The following is a 16,801-nucleotide window of genomic DNA, read 5'->3' as shown; positions in this document are numbered from 1 at the left end:
GCCTCTTCGCAGGCTAGCTGCAAATGGGACGGAGGCCCCTCTTCTGTGACAAACGTGAAAGCCGCGCAAAAAAAAACCGCGCCCTCCATCGCAGGGCGCGGCTTTGTGCGGGGGCGGGACGGGCATCACCGGGGATGCCCGGGCCCTCAGGACGACAGGTAGGACGAGCGGGTCAGGCCCAGACGCAAGGCGTCGAGGAACTGGGTGCGCTCGGCGGCGCTGATCTTGGCGCTGGCCACCTTGTCGCGGTAGTGGGTCATCAACTCCTCCGGCGACAGGTGCACGTAGCGCAGCATGTCCTCGATGGTGTCGTGGGTCTCGATCCCGGCGTGGTACACGCTGCCATTGGCCCGCTGGTAGATGTTCACCGAGTCGGTGTCGCCGAACAGGTTGTGCATGTCGCCAAGAATTTCCTGGTAGGCGCCCACCAGGAAGATCCCCAACAGGTAGTCCTCACCCTCATTGAGGCCGTGTACCGGCAGGCTGGTCTCGATGCTCTGCTCGTCGACGTACTGCTTGATCTTGCCGTCGGAGTCGCAGGTCAGGTCCTGCAACACGGCACGGCGCAGGGGCTCTTCGTCGAGACGGTGCAGCGGCAGGATCGGCAGCACCTGGCCGATGGCCCAGGTGTCCGGCAGGCTCTGGAACACCGAGAAGTTGCAGATGTACTTGTCGGCCAGCTTGTCGTTGAGTTCGTCCAGCACCTGGCGGTGGGAACGCTGACGCGCCTTGAGGGAGTTGTGCAGGCGACGGCATACCGCGAAGTAGCACTGCTCGGCCAGGGCTTTTTCGGCCAGGGTCAGCTTGCCATCGGCATACTGGGCCGCCACGTCGCTCATGTAGTGAGTGGCGCGCCAGTAAGTTTCGGTGACCATCTCGATGTCGGTCGGACCCAGCAGGTCCACCAGCCATTGCACGGTTTCCGGCAGCTCTTCCTTGTTTTCGATCTTCGGCACGTCGTCGTTGTGTTTCTCGACGTCGGTGACCTGCACCACCAGCATGGCGTGGTGGGCAGTCAGGGAACGACCGCTCTCGGAGAAAATGTGCGGATGCGGCAGGTTCTGCGCATCGCAGAATTCCTTGAGCATGCCCACCACCACGCCGGCGTAGTCGTCCATGTCGTAGTTGATCGAGCTGGCATTGCGCGAGTGGGTACCGTCGTAGTCCACGCCGAGGCCGCCACCGACGTCGATGTGGTCCACCGGCAGGCCGAGGTTGCGCAATTCGCCGTAGTAGCGGATGGCTTCCTTGAAGCCGTGCTGGTAGTCCGCCAGGTTGGCGATCTGCGAGCCCATGTGGAAGTGCAGCAGGCGGATGCCCTGGTCCAGGCCGGCGGCGCGGAAACGCTCCACCACCGACAGCAGTTGCGCCGCCGACAGGCCGAACTTGGACTTTTCACCACCGGTGTCGGCCCATTTGCTCGAAGCCAGGGACGACAGGCGTACCCGCAGGCCCACTTGTGGCTTGACCTTGAGGGACGCCGCTTCCTCGATCACCAGGCCCACTTCGGACTCTTTCTCGATGACGATGAACACGTTGTGACCGAGCTTCTGGCCCATCAGCGCCAGGCGGATGAACTCGCGATCCTTGTAGCCGTTGCAAACGATGGTGCCGCCCTTGGGCGCCAGGGCCAGGACCGCCAGCAGCTCCGGCTTGGAGCCGGCTTCCAGGCCGATGGAGACATTCTGGGTGGCGATGATGTTCTCGATCACCGCTTCCTGCTGGTTAACCTTGATCGGGTACAGGGCGGTGTACTTGCTCTGGTATTCCAGGCGGCCGATGTTGGCGTCGAAAGCGCCGGTCAGCTGGCGCACGCGGTCCTGGAGGATGTCCGGGAAGCGCACCAGCAAAGGCAGGGACAAGCCGCTCTTGCGCAGCTCCTCGACTTGTTCGAACAGATCGATGGGCAAACTGCTCGGGCCGTTCGGACGAACTTCGACGCGACCGGCGTCATTGATCGCGAAATACCCGGCCCCCCAATGGCGAATCCCGTAAACACTGCGGCTGTCCGCAACTGTCCATTGGCTGCCATCGTCTTTACGTGTGCGTCGTACGGACATCGAAGTCCCCTATAAAGAAGTCATAGAGCGCCGCCCCAATCCGGGGTCGGCGCAGTCTAAAGAATGAAAATGACGATTAGCCTGCAAGCGCAATAGACCGCGCATGCCGTGCTGAGTTTAGAAACCGTTCATGAACAGGCTCTGTGAAAACCATGGAGACGACGCCAGCGTCCTGAGCCAATCAAGACAGCGTCCAGTCAGAGGTGGTTTTCACAGAGGCTGCTAGCCGCCGGACTTCTTCGCCTTGAAACCGTGCTTGACCAGTTCCGCCAAGAGTAGCTCGACATGGTCACCCTGGATTTCAATGACGCCGTCCTTCAAGGCGCCACCGGTGCCACAGCGTTTCTTCAACGTCGTGGCAAGCTCCCTGAGGGCGTCTTCGGCCAGGGGCACGCCGGTGATGGTGGTCACCGTCTTGCCGCCACGGCCCTTGCTCTCGCGACGCACGCGGGCAATGCCGTCGCCGGCCGGAATCACGGTTTGTTTGCAGATACAGGCGGCCACCGGCTGGCTACAGTCCGGGCAATGTCGACCTGCGTCGGTGGAAAACACCAGGCCACCAAGGGCGGCGAAGGATGCGGCTTTTTTGGCCACCGGCAATCCTCTTGGGAGGACAAAGACTGGTCGAAGCATATGGCGCTGCCATCGACCGCGAAGCCCCACTCAGGCAGGGGCAGCGCTACTGACCCGGCGCGCTTGCAACAAGCGCCGCCGGTTCAGCTTGAAAAGTCGCGCAGTGTAACGGCAAAAAGCCCGGTTGCTAAGAGCCAATCAGCGTCAATTTATGCAACTTTAACGACGACGCGCCAGATAGCGTTGCAAGGCGGCCAGGGAGTCCGGGCAATAGGGCTTTTCGTGGATTTCCCGCAGCACCTGATCCAGGGGAATGAAGTGCGCTTCCAGGACTTCTTCCGGCTGCAGGCGCAGAGGACCGTCCCACACGGCAGAGAACGCCGAACACCAGAGACGGTTGCCGGTGTCCTCGAAAAAGAAGTGATCATGGGCGGTCAGTTCGACCCCGCTCACCCCCAGCTCCTCTTCCAGCTCCCGGGCGGCGGATTCGGCATAGCTTTCAGTCGCCAGGACCATGCCGCCTGCGGCGACATCCCAATAGCCCGGATAGATGGCCTTGCTCAGGGTGCGCCGGTGCACGCACAGCTCACCGGCGGAATTGAACAGCATGATGTAGGTGCCACGCCCGATCAGGCCGCGCTGGCGCAGCTCCGAGCGGACCATGGCACCCAACAGTTGGTCTTCGCCATCGACCCAGGCAATTTCTTCAGCGTCGGAGGCGGCGCGATGGGCCGCCTCATTGGTGGTTGCAACCATGGATCAGCCTTGATTGAGCAGTTGGCGCAAGTCGATGACCGCCGCGTTGGCCCGGGAAATATAGTTGGCCATGACCAGCGAGTGGTTGGCCAGGACGCCGAAGCCGCTGCCATTGAGAATCATCGGGCTCCAGACCGGCTCCTGGGATGCCTCCAGCTCACGGATGATCTGACGCACACTGACCGTGGCGTTCTTTTTCGCCAGCACGTCGGCGAAGTCCACTTCAATCGCGCGCAGCAGGTGCGACAGCGCCCAGGCCTGGCCACGGGCCTCGTAGAAGACGTTGTCGATCTGCATCCATGGGGTTTCCACCACTTCTTCATCCACCTGCGGACCCTGGCCCGGGGCCGGCACTTCGGTTTTCAGTGCGGTGTTGAGCTTGACCCGGCCCACACTGGCCGACAGCCGTTGGGACAGAGAGCCCAGGCGCGTCCCTACATCACCCAGCCAGTTGTTGAGGTTGTCGGCACGGGCATAGAACTGTGCGGTCTTCTGGTTTGGATCGGAAAGGCGAGCCTGGTAGCGGCTAAGGGAATTGATGCCTTCCTGATACTCCGACTCGCTGGATGGCAGCACCCAGCTCTTGTTGTCGAAGTTGAAGCGCGGTTCGGCCTTGGCCAGGTCGGCGTCTTCAGCGGACTGCGACTGGGAGCGGGCGAAGTCCTTGCGCAAGGCTCGGGTCAGGTCGCGGACCTGGACCAGCACGCCGTATTCCCAGCTTGGCATGTTGTCCATCCACAGGCCCGGTGGAAAACGGTCGTTGGAGATATAGCCACCCGGCTTGTCCAGCAAGGTACCGACCACGGTCTTCAGGGTTTCCACGGTGGTGTAGCCCACCACCATCTGCCGGCCTTCCTTCTCGGCAGCGATCTGGGCGTTCTGCTGGACCGGGAACAGCGCAGGTTCCTGACTCCAGTACCAGCCCAGGCCGCCAGTGACCAACAGATACAGGCCCAGCAAGGTGGCCAGGGCACGACTGAACAGCAGGCCACCGAAATAGCTGCGTGTCGCCGACTTGGGTTCGGCAGCACGATCCGGCGCGCTGCCTGCGCGATTCTTCCAATCCAGCATGGCTATGTCCTTTCAATCACTTGGGTTCATCGGTTCGACCACAACCCTACTCCATCGTGCCTTGCCTTGACGGGATAAATCTTCCGGCAAATGCGCGCCGCGCAATGATTGCGAATCAGGCGGTCACTATAAATGAAGCACACTCCAGAGCCTATGCGACCAGGCAGTCAGGAACTGAATAACGCCGCCTTGCACATTATTGACGTACGACACTCATGGGATACAAAAGTGGTGCTAGCATAGAGCCACCAGTCGATCTCAGCATGCACCCTAACTAGTAGTCAGGATATGACCGAGCCAGAAGACCCCAGCCGTGAGCGCCTCAAGCACCACTTTGCCCAGCGGGTAATTCATCAGGCACGTCAGATTCTTGAGATATGGCAGCGTCTGCAGCGCAGCGAATGGTCCACCAACGACATGTCGGAACTGTGTGAAGCCAACCTGCGCCTGCTGCGTTTCGCTGAACGCTTCGAACAGCCCGAACATACCCAACTGGCCCGCAGCATCGGCCAATCGCTGGAAGCGGTCGATGCCAATCGCGGTCGCCTGAGCAGCAACCTGATCACCGATCTCAATCGCTTGATGCAGCGCCTGTCGCGCACCGGCCTGCGCCACGGCGACCAGTTGGAACAGACCTTCCTACCACCGTTGCGCAAACCTATCTACGTGATGTTGCAGGATCACGACCGGGCCGAACGCCTGGCCAAGCAACTGGAATTCTTTGGCCTCACGGCCCAGTCCCTGGACAGCATCGCCGCCTTTCGTTCGTCCATGGTCGAGCGCTTGCCGGCGGCCATCGTCATCGACGTAGACTTCTGCGGCCCCGGCATGGGCCTGACCCTGGCAGCCGAAGCCCAGGTCGGCCTGGAACAGAAACTACCGCTGCTGTTCTTCAGCCTGCATGAAACCGACACCCCGACTCGCCTGGCGGCAGTACGCGCCGGCGGCCAGGAGTTCCTCACCGGCACCCTGGAAGCCTCCAGCCTGCTGGAAAAGATCGAAGTGCTGACCTGCGTCGCCCAGTACGAACCTTATAAAGTGCTGATCATCGACGACTCCCGGGCCCAGGCCCTGCATACCGAGCGCCTGCTCAACAGCGCCGGAATCGTCACCCGCACCCTGATCGAGCCAATCCAGGCCATGGCCGAGCTGGCGGACTTTCAGCCGGACCTGATCATCCTCGACATGTACATGCCGGCCTGCACCGGGACCGAGCTGGCCAAGGTGATCCGCCACAACGACCGCTATGTCAGTGTGCCCATCATCTACCTGTCCGCCGAAGACGACCTGGACAAGCAACTGGACGCCATGAGCGAAGGCGGCGACGACTTCCTCACCAAGCCCATCAAGCCGCGGCACCTGATCACCACCGTGCGCAACCGCGCGGCCCGGGCCCGCAACCTCAAGGCGCGAATGGTCCGTGACAGCCTCACCGGCCTGTACAACCACACCCACATCCTGCAACTGCTGGAAGACTGCAGCTTCCGCGCTCGCCGCGAGAGCAAGCCACTGAGCTTCGCCATGCTCGACATCGACCATTTCAAACGGGTTAATGACAGCCATGGCCACCCCATGGGCGACCGGGTAATCAAGAGCCTGGCCCTGTTCCTCAAGCAGCGCCTGCGCAAGACCGACTTCATCGGCCGCTACGGCGGCGAAGAGTTCGCCATCGTCATGCCCGACACCGATCAGGACGCCGCCTGCAAAGTGCTGGACGAAATCCGCCAGCGCTTTGCCGAGATCCATTACCCGGCCCAGCCCCAGGACCTGTGGTGCACCTTCAGCGCCGGCGTGGTTGAGATGCAGGAAGACTCCGACAGCCTGATGATGGCCAGTCAGGCGGACGAGGCGCTGTACCGCGCCAAGCACAGCGGACGCAACCGGGTGCAGGCCGCACGGCAATCAAGTCAAAGTGCCATCTTTTCATCCGAATCCACAGATTCGGTCATAACCTTGTAATACAAACGCAATAAATTCAGGCGCTTACCATTTTTGCCGTTGGTAGAGCCCTGATGCGCCTGAAGCTGCTGACCAATCTCAATACCCTGCTGTTAGTTGCCGTCTGCCTGGCCCTGGGGGCCACGCTCTGGTGGTCGCAACGAGCCCTGGAACGCCCCTATCTGCTGATGGAGCGCTACCTGGGACTGTCCCAGCAGTTTCAAAACCAGGTGGCGCGCAACATCGAAGACTACCTGGCCAGCGGTGACGCTCTGCGCCTGAGTAGCGCGGCGCAGGCCATCGAGGCCCTGCAAGGCGAACTGACCGAGCTGCCGCCGCAGCTCGCGCAAAGCCTGCGCCCGAGCCTGGCCAGCCTGGACGACTTCAGCAGGACCGACCTGCTGGCCGCGGGCAAGCTGGCCGGCGATCCCCAGGCCCTGCTGTTGCAGGCCGAGCGGGAGCTGGGCGCCAACCTGGAACAGCTCAGCCAGTACGCCAGCAGGACCCAGTCCACAGAAGGCGCCACTTACCTGCCCTTGCTGCTCACCGCTGCACAGCACCTGGGCAAACTGTCCCTGGCCCGGGACAAGCTGGTGAGCAGCGGCCGCAGCGAACTGGCCGCCGATGTCGAACGCGAAGTGAACAATATCAAGGCCCAGGCCGACCGGCTCGAAGCCCTGCCTTTATTAGGGGTAACCGCCAGCAGCGAATCGGGCACCGATGATTTTGCTGCCCTGATGGGCCTGGAAAACACCCAGAAAGCCGCCGCAGAAGACGCCGGCGTCGGCCTCAAGCGCGAACTCCACAGCCTGCTCAACCGTTATCCGGCAGAACTCGAACGCACCCGGCAACAGATCCAGAAACGCGCCGACCTGAGCGCCGCGACCCTGTTGAAGATCACCGCTGTGCGCCAGGCCATCGCCGAGCTGGAACCCGCGGTACGGGCCCAGCACGGCCAGATCCAGGGCGAAGTGCGCTTGATGCAGGGGCTGATGATTGGCCTGATCCTGCTGATCGCCCTGGTCATCGACACCTTGCAGCGCAAGCTGGCCCGAGTCCTGACCAACCTGGCCCCGGCGCTATCGACCTGGGCCGAAGGCGACTTCAGCCGGCCGATCCAGTTGGGCAAGACCAACCGCGAACTGCACGCCATCGAAGAGTCCCTGAACCGCCTTCGAGCCTATCTGGTGGACCTGGTGGGCACCATTCGCCAGAACGCCGAGCAAGTGGCCGGCAGCAGCCGCGCCCTGGCCGACCTCAGCAGCGGCCTGCACAGCGGCGCCGAGCGCCAGGCCGGCGACACCGCCCAGATCCGCGATGCCCTGGGGGAGCTGGAAGCCACCATCCAGCAGGTTGCCGGTGACGCCAGCCAGGCCGCCGATGCCAGCCGCAGCGCTGGCCTTGCGGTGCAACAGGGGCAGAAAGTCATAGGCCTGAGCCTGACCGGGCTGCACGCCCTGGTGGGCGAGGTACAGGGCAACGCGCAAATGATCGAGCACCTGGCCCAGGAGTCCGCCACCATCGGCGGCGTGCTGACAGTGATCCGCTCCATTGCCGAACAGACCAACCTGCTGGCCCTCAACGCCGCCATCGAAGCTGCCCGTGCTGGAGAAATGGGCCGCGGCTTTGCCGTGGTCGCCGAAGAGGTGCGCTCCCTGGCCCAGCGTACCGCCGGGGCCACGGCGCAGATCCAGACCTTGATCGCCGGCCTGCAGACCGCCGCGCAACAATCGGTGCAAGGCATGCGCGCCCAGGTGGAACACGCCGAAGCCACCGCCAGCCAGGCCCAGGCTGCCGACGGCGCCCTGGACGAAATCGTCGGGGCGATCCAGACCATTGCCGACACCGCCGTGCGCATCGCCGACGTCACGGCCCAGCAAAGCGGTGCGGTCAGCGAGATCCGCGATCACAGCGAGCGCATCCATCAACTGGGCGGCGACAACCTGCTGCGCATTGGCGAAGGCCGGGCCCAGGGCGATAACCTGCTGGACCTTGGGGGACAATTGCATACAGCGGTGCAAGCCTTCCGCGTCTAAGCTGTGCATCTGCCCCGGCTTTCCCCGACAAACGCCTGATCATCGGTGAAACGGCTGGCCGGGAGTTCAGTGCTCTTACCCTGCAGGCAAATGACCGGATTTAACTGCTTGGTCACATATTTTGCGCAAACATCGGTCATCGTGCTGGCTATTGCCGAGAACTGGACAGTCATAAAGTCTTTCCGGCATAGTCGCCGGGTTCTGACAACAGCACCCCGATAACAAGGAACAACCGATGGCCACCCTACTGGTTCTTCACGGACCCAACCTGAACCTGCTCGGCACCCGTGAACCGGGGGTCTACGGTGCAACCACCCTGGCCCAGATCAACCAGGATCTGGAGCAGCGGGCCCGTGATGCCGGGCATCATCTGCAGTATCTGCAGAGCAATGCCGAGTACGAATTGATCGAACGTATCCATGCTGCCCGCGATGAAGGCGTGGACTTCATTTTGATCAATCCAGCAGCTTTTACGCATACAAGCGTCGCATTACGTGACGCGCTGCTGGCGGTGAGCATCCCATTCATCGAAGTGCATTTGTCCAACGTGCACAAACGCGAACCTTTCCGCCATCACTCCTACTTCTCCGACGTTGCGGTGGGAGTGATCTGCGGCCTTGGCGCCAGCGGTTACCGACTGGCCCTGGAGGCCGCACTAGAGCAGCTTGAACAACAAGCTAAACGCCCCTGACCGACCCTTGGGAGTTGATGATTCATGGATATCCGTAAAGTTAAGAAACTGATCGAACTGCTGGAAGAGTCCGGCATCGACGAGCTGGAGATCAAGGAAGGCGAAGAGTCCGTACGCATCAGCCGCCACAGCAAGACTCCAGCCCAGCAGTACTACGCACCGGCTCCCGTTGCCGCACCCGTAGCTGCACCTGCCGCAGCCGCACCGGCCGCCGCTCCTGCCGCACCCGCCGCACCTGCGCTGAACGGCACCGTAGCCCGCTCGCCAATGGTCGGTACTTTCTACCGCAAATCTTCGCCTACCTCGCCAGCCTTCGTTGAAGTCGGCCAGAGCGTGAAGAAAGGCGACACCCTGTGCATCGTCGAAGCGATGAAGATGATGAACCACATCGAAGCTGAAACCAGCGGTGTGATCGAATCCATTCTTGTCGAAGACGGCCAGCCGGTTGAGTACGACCAACCGCTGTTCACCATCGTTTGAACCGCGGAGAGTCTTTGATGTTGAAGCCTGCGAAGTTGGAAAAAGTCCTGATCGCCAACCGCGGCGAAATCGCCCTGCGGATCCTGCGTGCCTGCAAGGAAATGGGGATCAAGACCGTCGCCGTCTACTCCAAGGCCGACAAGGAGCTGATGCACCTGGGCCTGGCGGACGAATCCGTCTGCATCGGGCCTGCGCAAGCCGCGCAGTCCTACCTGCACATCCCGGCCATCATCGCGGCCGCTGAAGTCACTGGCGCTACGGCAATCCACCCCGGCTACGGCTTCCTGGCGGAAAACGCCGACTTCGCCGAACAGGTGGAAAACTCCGGCTTCGCCTTCATCGGCCCGAAAGCTGACACCATCCGCCTGATGGGCGACAAGGTTTCCGCCAAGCACGCCATGATCGCGGCCGGTGTTCCTACGGTTCCAGGTTCCGACGGCCCACTGCCGGAAGACGAAGAAACTGCCCTGCGCATTGGCCGTGAAGTCGGCTACCCGGTGATCATCAAGGCCGCTGGCGGCGGCGGTGGTCGCGGCATGCGCGTGGTGCACAAGGAAGAAGACCTGATCGCCTCGGCGAAGCTGACCCGCTCCGAAGCCGGCGCAGCGTTTGGCAACCCGATGGTCTACCTGGAGAAGTTCCTGACCAACCCACGTCACGTGGAAGTTCAGGTGCTGTCCGACGGCCAGGGCAACGCCATCCACCTGGGCGACCGCGACTGCTCGCTGCAGCGTCGTCACCAGAAAGTCCTCGAAGAAGCGCCGGCACCGGGCATCGACGAGACTGCGCGCCAGGAAGTCTTCGCCCGCTGCGTCAAGGCGTGCATCGACATCGGCTACCGCGGTGCCGGTACGTTCGAGTTCCTTTACGAGAACGGCCGCTTCTACTTCATCGAGATGAACACTCGCGTACAGGTAGAGCACCCGGTTTCGGAAATGGTGACCGGTATCGACATCGTCAAGGAGATGCTCAGCATCGCCGCCGGCAACAAGCTGTCGTTCACCCAGGATGACGTGGTTATCCGCGGTCACGCCCTGGAATGCCGGATCAACGCCGAAGACCCGAAAACCTTCATGCCAAGCCCAGGCACGGTCAAGCATTTCCATGCTCCGGGCGGCAACGGCGTGCGCGTCGACTCGCACCTGTACAGCGGTTACGCGGTTCCACCGAACTACGATTCGTTGATCGGCAAGCTGATCACCTACGGGGCGACCCGTGACGAAGCCATGGCGCGCATGCGCAATGCGCTGGACGAAATCGTCGTCGACGGGATCAAGACCAACATCCCGCTGCACCGCGATCTGACCCGTGACGAAGGCTTCTGCAAAGGGGGCGTGAACATTCACTACCTCGAGCACAAGCTGGCCGAGCAACACTGATCGGCACTCGCCACACCGACAAGGCCGCTTTCGAGCGGCCTTGTCGTATCCGCCCCCACAGCCCTGTAGGAGCGAGCTTGCTCGCGAACCGCGCAGCGGCCATTCCCTGATCAATCGTCATCGCGACCAAGCACTCGGCATCCCCCCTCGCTCCTGCGGGTCGTCTCGCGTAAACTTGCGCGCTTCTCGCGGCCCGCTAGGCTGCACATCACATATTTTCAAAGGTGCCCGCCATGCCTTGGCTGCAAGTCCGTCTCGCCATCAGCCCAGAACAAGCCGAAACCTATGAAGACGCTTTTCTTGAAGTCGGTGCCGTCTCGGTCACCTTTATGGACGCCGAGGATCAGCCGATCTTCGAACCCGAACTGAACACCACCCCGCTGTGGTCCCACACTCACTTGCTGGCCCTGTTCGAGGGCGGCACCGAAGCCGCCAGCGTGCTCGCTCACCTGGAACTGCTGACCGGCAGCCCGCTGCCCGAGCACCATAGCGAAGTCATCGAGGACCAGGACTGGGAACGCAGCTGGATGGACAACTTCCAGCCGATGCGTTTCGGCCAGCGCCTGTGGATAGTTCCAAGCTGGCACGCTGCACCGGAGCCTGACGCGGTCAACCTGCTGCTAGACCCGGGCCTGGCCTTCGGCACCGGCACCCACCCGACCACCGCGCTGTGCCTGGAGTGGCTGGACGGCCAGGACCTGAAGGACTGCAACGTGCTGGACTTCGGCTGCGGCTCGGGAATCCTCGCCATCGCAGCCCTGTTGCTGGGCGCCAAGCAAGCGGTCGGCACCGATATCGACGTGCAGGCACTGGAAGCCTCCCGCGACAACGCCGGGCGCAACGGTATTGCCGACGAACTGTTCCCACTGTACCTGCCCGAGCAACTGCCCCAGGTCCAGGCCGATGTGCTGGTGGCCAACATCCTGGCCGGCCCGCTGGTCTCCCTGGCCCCGCAGCTGTCGGGTCTGGTGAAGTCCGGAGGACGCCTGGCACTCTCTGGCATCCTCGCCGAACAAGGTGAGGAAGTGGCTGCCGCCTATGCCCAGGACTTCGATCTGGACCCGATCGCCACCCTCGATGGCTGGGTGCGCATCACCGGCCGTCGGCGCTAGAATGGCCGCCTGCATAATCCGGATGGCCGCATGACCGACAGTTTCGTCACCCAATGCCCGCATTGCCAAACCAGGTTCCGTGTCAGCCATGCTCAGTTGAGCGTGGCTCGCGGGGTGGTTCGCTGCGGCTCCTGCCTGCAGGTGTTCAACGCCGCGCGGCAGTTGCTTGAGCAGCGCGCCGCCAAGGAAAGCGCAACATCCAGGCCGGCGGCGAAACCGGCAACCGCGCCTGCGGTAGCAGCGACGCCAAAACCCGAACAGCAGCCCGCCCCCGTACCTACGCCTGCGGCGGCACCTCCCCAGCGCGCCATCAGCCAGAAACAATGGTCGGCTGCCGAAATGGACCTGGATCACCTGGACCTCGACGAGGAATTGGCCAAGCTCGAGCAGCGGGAGATTCAGCCGGCCAAGGCCTTTGGCCAGGAACGCGAACACCAGGAAGACAGCCTCAGCGCCCGTCGCGACCCTCAGGACGCCGATGAAACCCACTGGCCCGACGGCCTGTTCGGCAGCGCCGGCGAGCACGACGAGTCAGAGCCGGCCCCCCTCAAGGCCCAGGCACATCAGGACGACGTTGAACCCGAGCCGGCCCGCCCCAGCCGCACCGAGCCGTCGCTGTCCTTCAACCTGGCGGATCTGGATGACGAACCAAAGGCGCCGAAACTGCGCCAGGACGACGACCTGGAACCCTTCGAGGCCCAGGCTCACACAGACGCCGCCGAACACGACGAACCATCACCAGCCGCCACCCCCGGCAAGAAACGCCGCGAACGCAGCGAGCCCGGAGTCCAGGAAGATGTACTGCTGGACCTTGTGGACGACCCAATCCACCTCGATTGGCAGAAACGCCGCTCCCCCTGGGGCCGGCACCTGCTCTGGCTGCTGCTGATCCTGCTGGCCGCCGGCGGCCTGGTGGGGCAATACGTCGCGTATCACTTCGACGAGCTCGCACGCCAGGATCAGTACCGCCCGTGGTTCCAGGAGTTGTGCCCGGAATTTGGCTGTACGGTACCGTCCCGCGTGGATATCGCCCGAATCAAGAGCAGCAACCTGGTGGTGCGCAGCCACCCGGAATTCAGCGGAGCACTGGTGGTGGACGCCATCATCTATAACCGCGCGCCCTTCTCCCAACCCTTCCCACTGCTGGAGCTGCGCTTCGCCGACCTCAACGGCCATCTGATTGCCAGCCGCAGCTTCAAACCCGGGGAATATCTGGGCGGCGAGATGCAGGATGTGGCGGAAATGCCGCCGCAGACGCCGATTCACATCGCCCTGGATATTCTCGACCCCGGACCGAAAGCCGTGAACTACAGTCTGAGTTTCCACTCGCCCGAGTGAATCGGCTGATCAGACTAACGGACAACTCTGGATTGACGACAGATTTATGACTGCATCGCTCAGATTGATCCCCGGGCGATAACGGAAGAACTGTTCAGATTTTATCCAATTCAGCCTTTATCCAGTCATCGAGAGCGGGTATCATGCCAACCCTTTTTCGAACTCTCATGATCCGGCCCCACAACAGGGAAGTCCTATGTCGGCGGTACGCATCGGCCCATATACATTGCACAACGGCTTGATTCTCGCCCCGATGGCGGGTGTCACCGACCAGCCCTTTCGTCAGCTTTGCAAGCAGTTGGGCGCGGGCCTTGTAGTCTCGGAAATGGTCACCAGCGACATGAGCTTGTGGAACAGCCGCAAATCGCGGTTGCGCATGATCCACGAAGGCGATCCCGAGCCACGCTCGGTACAGATTGCCGGTGGCGATGCACAGATGCTGGCAGACGCCGCCCGCGCCAACGTCGAGTTGGGCGCACAGATTATTGATATCAACATGGGTTGTCCGGCGAAGAAGGTCTGCAACAAGGCTGCCGGCTCCGCATTGCTGAAAGACGAAGCCCTGGTCAACGAGATTCTCCAGGCGGTGGTGGCCGCGGTGGACGTACCGGTCACCCTGAAGATCCGCACCGGCTGGGACCGGCAGAACAAGAACGGCCTGACGGTGGCGAAGATCGCCGAGCAGGCGGGCATCACGGCACTGGCGGTCCACGGTCGGACCCGGGCCGATCTGTACACCGGTGAAGCCGAGTACGACACCATTGCCGCGATCAAGCAGGCGGTGTCGATTCCGGTCTTTGCCAACGGCGACATCGACTCGCCCGAGAAGGCCCGGCAGGTATTGCACGCCACCGGGGCCGACGGGTTGTTGATCGGCCGGGCCGCCCAGGGGCGGCCATGGATTTTTCGTGAAATCGAACACTACCTGCGTACCGGTGAAACCCTCCCGGCACCGGAGCTGTTCGAAGTGGAACGTATTCTGCTAGAGCACCTGGCCGCGCTGCATGCCTTCTATGGGGAGGTCATGGGCGTCCGCATTGCGCGCAAGCATGTGGGCTGGTATCTCGCAACCCTGCCGGGCGCCAGGGAGTTTCGCGCCCACTTCAATCGTTTGGAAGATACGGAAGCACAATGCGCCAACGTTCGTGAGTTCTTTGCCGGACGTTACAAGAGCCTGGAAACAGGGGACGGAGAGGGGGTGGCCGCATGACGATGATGACCGAGACTTTAGTGAGTGGAACTACACCCGTGAGCGACAACGTGAATTTGAAACAGCACCTCAATACACCCAGCGAAGAAGGCCAGACCCTTCGCGGGAGTGTCGAGAAGGCGCTGCACAATTATTTCGCCCACCTTGAGGGCGCTGCCGTCACGGACGTGTACAACCTGGTGCTCTCCGAAGTCGAGGCTCCGTTGCTCGAAAGCGTGATGAACTACGTCAAGGGCAACCAGACCAAGGCCAGCGAACTCCTGGGCCTGAACCGCGGCACCCTGCGCAAGAAACTCAAGCAGTACGATTTGTTGTAAGCATTCAATCAAACCAGAAAGGCGCCCGCGTAAAAAACGGTCGCCTTTTTTGCTGACTCCTTTGCTTTTGATGGAAATTGAGATGACCGACCAGACTACCCGCCTGCCGATCCGCCGCGCCTTGATCAGTGTTTCCGACAAGACCGGGATCCTCGAATTCGCCAAGGAGCTGGAAGCCCTCGGTGTGGAGATCCTCTCCACCGGCGGGACCTTCAAACTGCTGCAGGACAACGGCGTGGCCGCAGTGGAAGTCGCGGATTACACCGGTTTCGCGGAAATGATGGACGGCCGGGTCAAGACCCTGCACCCGAAAATCCACGGCGGTATCCTCGGTCGTCGCGGTATCGACGACGCCATCATGAACGAGCACGGGATCAAGCCCATCGATCTGGTAGCGGTCAACCTCTACCCCTTCGAAGCCACCATTTCCAAGCCCGGCTGCGACCTGCCGACCGCCATCGAGAACATCGACATCGGCGGCCCGACCATGGTCCGCTCGGCGGCCAAGAACCATAAGGACGTGGCCATCGTGGTCAACGCCAGCGACTACGCCGGCATCCTGGAAAGCCTCAAGGCCGGTGGCCTGACCTACGCCCAGCGGTTCGACCTGATGCTCAAGGCCTTCGAACACACCGCCGCCTACGACGGCATGATCGCCAACTACATGGGCACCGTGAACCAGGCTGCCGAGACCCTCAGCACAGAAGGTCGCAGCGAATTCCCGCGCACCTTCAACAGCCAGTTCATCAAGGCCCAGGAAATGCGCTACGGCGAGAACCCGCACCAGAGCGCGGCGTTCTACGTGGAAGCCAAGCCTGCCGAAGTCGGCATCGCCACCGCCACCCAACTGCAAGGCAAGGAGCTGTCCTACAACAACGTAGCCGACACCGACGCGGCCCTGGAATGCGTGAAGAGCTTCGTCAAGCCGGCCTGCGTCATCGTCAAGCACGCCAACCCCTGTGGCGTGGCGGTGAGCCCGGACGCTGAAGGCGGCATCCGCCAGGCCTACGAACTGGCCTACGCCACCGACACCGAATCGGCCTTCGGCGGCATCATCGCCTTCAACCGCGAACTGGATGCAGCCACCGCCAAGGCCATCGTCGAGCGTCAGTTCGTCGAAGTGATCATTGCCCCGAGCGTCAGCGAAGAAGCCCGCGCCATCGTCGCCGCCAAGGCCAATGTGCGCCTGCTGGCCTGCGGCGAGTGGTCGGCAGACCGCGTACCGGCCTGGGACTACAAGCGCGTCAACGGTGGCCTGCTGGTGCAGAGCCGCGACATCGGCATGATCGGTGCCGACGACCTGAAAGTAGTGACCAAGCGCGCCCCGACCGAACAGGAAGTCCACGACCTGATCTTTGCCTGGAAAGTCGCCAAATTCGTCAAGTCCAACGCCATCGTCTACGCCAAGAACCGCCAGACCATCGGTGTCGGCGCCGGCCAGATGAGCCGTGTGAACTCGGCGCGGATCGCCGCCATCAAGGCCGAGCACGCCGGTTTGCAAGTAGCGGGCTCGGTAATGGCCTCTGACGCGTTCTTCCCGTTCCGCGACGGCTTGGACAACGCCGCCAAGGTCGGCATCACCGCGGTGATCCAGCCCGGTGGCTCGATGCGTGACAACGAAGTGATTGCCGCAGCCGACGAAGCGGGCATTGCCATGGTCTTCACCGGCATGCGCCACTTCCGTCACTGATACGACAACGGTCGCACTGACACCGGCATCTGCTGCGTTGGAGCCCACCTCGATGATGCTCATTGCCAACAGGCAACTGCGCTCATCGAGGTGGGCTCCGCCTTGCATCTACCACTGCCATTGCAACCTCCTGAGGCGTGCAGCTCTTCA

General features: G+C 62.3%; 13 protein-coding genes and 1 pseudogene. 10 read left to right on the top strand and 4 right to left on the bottom strand.

The features are described from left to right. Window positions 1-146: 146 nt before the first annotated feature. From speA to P7C00_RS03895, 4 genes are all read right to left on the bottom strand, one after another. On the bottom strand, window positions 147-2,060 hold the full coding sequence (speA, locus tag P7C00_RS03910; RefSeq protein ID WP_053148866.1) for an arginine decarboxylase: 1,914 nt from the start codon (window positions 2,058-2,060) through the stop codon (window positions 147-149). A gap of 222 nt (window positions 2,061-2,282) precedes the next feature. Continuing rightward, complete coding sequence (locus P7C00_RS03905; RefSeq protein ID WP_346636306.1) at window positions 2,283-2,654, bottom strand: translation initiation factor Sui1; 372 nt, start codon at window positions 2,652-2,654, stop codon at window positions 2,283-2,285. A gap of 198 nt (window positions 2,655-2,852) precedes the next feature. Further along, entirely contained in the window at window positions 2,853-3,389 is a 537-nt protein-coding gene (locus P7C00_RS03900; RefSeq protein ID WP_346636307.1) for an NUDIX hydrolase, read from the bottom strand. 3 nt (window positions 3,390-3,392) lie between these two features. Next, window positions 3,393-4,460, bottom strand: a complete 1,068-nt coding sequence (locus P7C00_RS03895) for a DUF2333 family protein (protein ID WP_123726007.1) — start codon at window positions 4,458-4,460, stop codon at window positions 3,393-3,395. Between the two features lie 288 nt (window positions 4,461-4,748). Here P7C00_RS03895 and P7C00_RS03890 point away from each other — a divergent pair, with 288 nt between their 5' ends. The 10 genes and pseudogenes from P7C00_RS03890 (at window position 4,749) to purH (ending at window position 16,651) form a co-directional block, all read left to right on the top strand. Further along, window positions 4,749-6,419, top strand: a complete 1,671-nt coding sequence (locus tag P7C00_RS03890; protein WP_404938162.1) for a diguanylate cyclase — start codon at window positions 4,749-4,751, stop codon at window positions 6,417-6,419. 1,499 nt (window positions 6,420-7,918) lie between these two features. Then, window positions 7,919-8,434: pseudogene (locus P7C00_RS03885) on the top strand (methyl-accepting chemotaxis protein); the annotation flags it as partial. A 235-nt stretch (window positions 8,435-8,669) separates the two neighbouring features. After that, a complete protein-coding gene (aroQ, locus tag P7C00_RS03880; protein WP_025130565.1) occupies window positions 8,670-9,125 on the top strand; it encodes a type II 3-dehydroquinate dehydratase in 456 nt (151 codons plus the stop codon). Window positions 9,126-9,149: 24 nt separating this feature from the next. Beyond that, window positions 9,150-9,605, top strand: coding sequence for an acetyl-CoA carboxylase biotin carboxyl carrier protein (accB, locus tag P7C00_RS03875; protein WP_152685916.1), 456 nt, complete (start codon window positions 9,150-9,152; stop codon window positions 9,603-9,605). 17 nt (window positions 9,606-9,622) lie between these two features. Next, the gene (gene accC, locus P7C00_RS03870) at window positions 9,623-10,984 is read left to right on the top strand and encodes an acetyl-CoA carboxylase biotin carboxylase subunit (protein ID WP_123726009.1); all 1,362 of its coding nucleotides are present in this window, start codon (window positions 9,623-9,625) and stop codon (window positions 10,982-10,984) included. Window positions 10,985-11,217: 233 nt separating this feature from the next. Continuing rightward, on the top strand, window positions 11,218-12,096 hold the full coding sequence (gene prmA, locus P7C00_RS03865) for a 50S ribosomal protein L11 methyltransferase (RefSeq protein ID WP_102862993.1): 879 nt from the start codon (window positions 11,218-11,220) through the stop codon (window positions 12,094-12,096). Between the two features lie 30 nt (window positions 12,097-12,126). Further along, window positions 12,127-13,434 (top strand): DUF3426 domain-containing protein, encoded by a 1,308-nt coding sequence (locus tag P7C00_RS03860; RefSeq protein WP_404938161.1) that lies wholly within the window; start codon window positions 12,127-12,129, stop codon window positions 13,432-13,434. Between the two features lie 196 nt (window positions 13,435-13,630). Continuing rightward, window positions 13,631-14,644: a tRNA dihydrouridine synthase DusB gene (gene dusB, locus P7C00_RS03855; RefSeq protein WP_346636311.1), complete on the top strand. Its 1,014-nt coding sequence runs from the start codon at window positions 13,631-13,633 to the stop codon at window positions 14,642-14,644. Beyond that, window positions 14,641-14,961, top strand: a complete 321-nt coding sequence (gene fis, locus P7C00_RS03850) for a DNA-binding transcriptional regulator Fis (protein WP_003186237.1) — start codon at window positions 14,641-14,643, stop codon at window positions 14,959-14,961. The genes dusB and fis overlap by 4 nt, the downstream gene beginning before the upstream one ends. A gap of 82 nt (window positions 14,962-15,043) precedes the next feature. Next, window positions 15,044-16,651: a bifunctional phosphoribosylaminoimidazolecarboxamide formyltransferase/IMP cyclohydrolase gene (gene purH, locus P7C00_RS03845; protein ID WP_346636312.1), complete on the top strand. Its 1,608-nt coding sequence runs from the start codon at window positions 15,044-15,046 to the stop codon at window positions 16,649-16,651. The last annotated feature ends 150 nt before the right edge of the window (window positions 16,652-16,801 follow it).

Source organism: Pseudomonas sp. JDS08PS003 (genome assembly GCF_045013505.1).
Lineage (GTDB): Bacteria > Pseudomonadota > Gammaproteobacteria > Pseudomonadales > Pseudomonadaceae > Aquipseudomonas > Aquipseudomonas protegens_B.
The sequence above is the reverse complement of the archived record's forward strand: the minus strand, read 5'-3'. Positions and strand labels throughout refer to the sequence as shown.

Bases quoted from the DNA above. Each gene is read 5' to 3' on its own strand.
- purH (WP_346636312.1), top strand. From the start codon at position 15,044: ATGACCGACCAGACTACCCGCCTGCCGATCCGCCGCGCCTTGATCAGT.
- prmA (WP_102862993.1), top strand. From the start codon at position 11,218: ATGCCTTGGCTGCAAGTCCGTCTCGCCATCAGCCCAGAACAAGCCGAA.
- aroQ (WP_025130565.1), top strand. From the start codon at position 8,670: ATGGCCACCCTACTGGTTCTTCACGGACCCAACCTGAACCTGCTCGGC.
- dusB (WP_346636311.1), top strand. From the start codon at position 13,631: ATGTCGGCGGTACGCATCGGCCCATATACATTGCACAACGGCTTGATT.
- P7C00_RS03890 (WP_404938162.1), top strand. From the start codon at position 4,749: ATGACCGAGCCAGAAGACCCCAGCCGTGAGCGCCTCAAGCACCACTTT.
- fis (WP_003186237.1), top strand. From the start codon at position 14,641: ATGACGATGATGACCGAGACTTTAGTGAGTGGAACTACACCCGTGAGC.
- speA (WP_053148866.1), bottom strand. From the start codon at position 2,060: ATGTCCGTACGACGCACACGTAAAGACGATGGCAGCCAATGGACAGTT.
- accB (WP_152685916.1), top strand. From the start codon at position 9,150: ATGGATATCCGTAAAGTTAAGAAACTGATCGAACTGCTGGAAGAGTCC.
- P7C00_RS03860 (WP_404938161.1), top strand. From the start codon at position 12,127: ATGACCGACAGTTTCGTCACCCAATGCCCGCATTGCCAAACCAGGTTC.
- accC (WP_123726009.1), top strand. From the start codon at position 9,623: ATGTTGAAGCCTGCGAAGTTGGAAAAAGTCCTGATCGCCAACCGCGGC.
- P7C00_RS03900 (WP_346636307.1), bottom strand. From the start codon at position 3,389: ATGGTTGCAACCACCAATGAGGCGGCCCATCGCGCCGCCTCCGACGCT.
- P7C00_RS03895 (WP_123726007.1), bottom strand. From the start codon at position 4,460: ATGCTGGATTGGAAGAATCGCGCAGGCAGCGCGCCGGATCGTGCTGCC.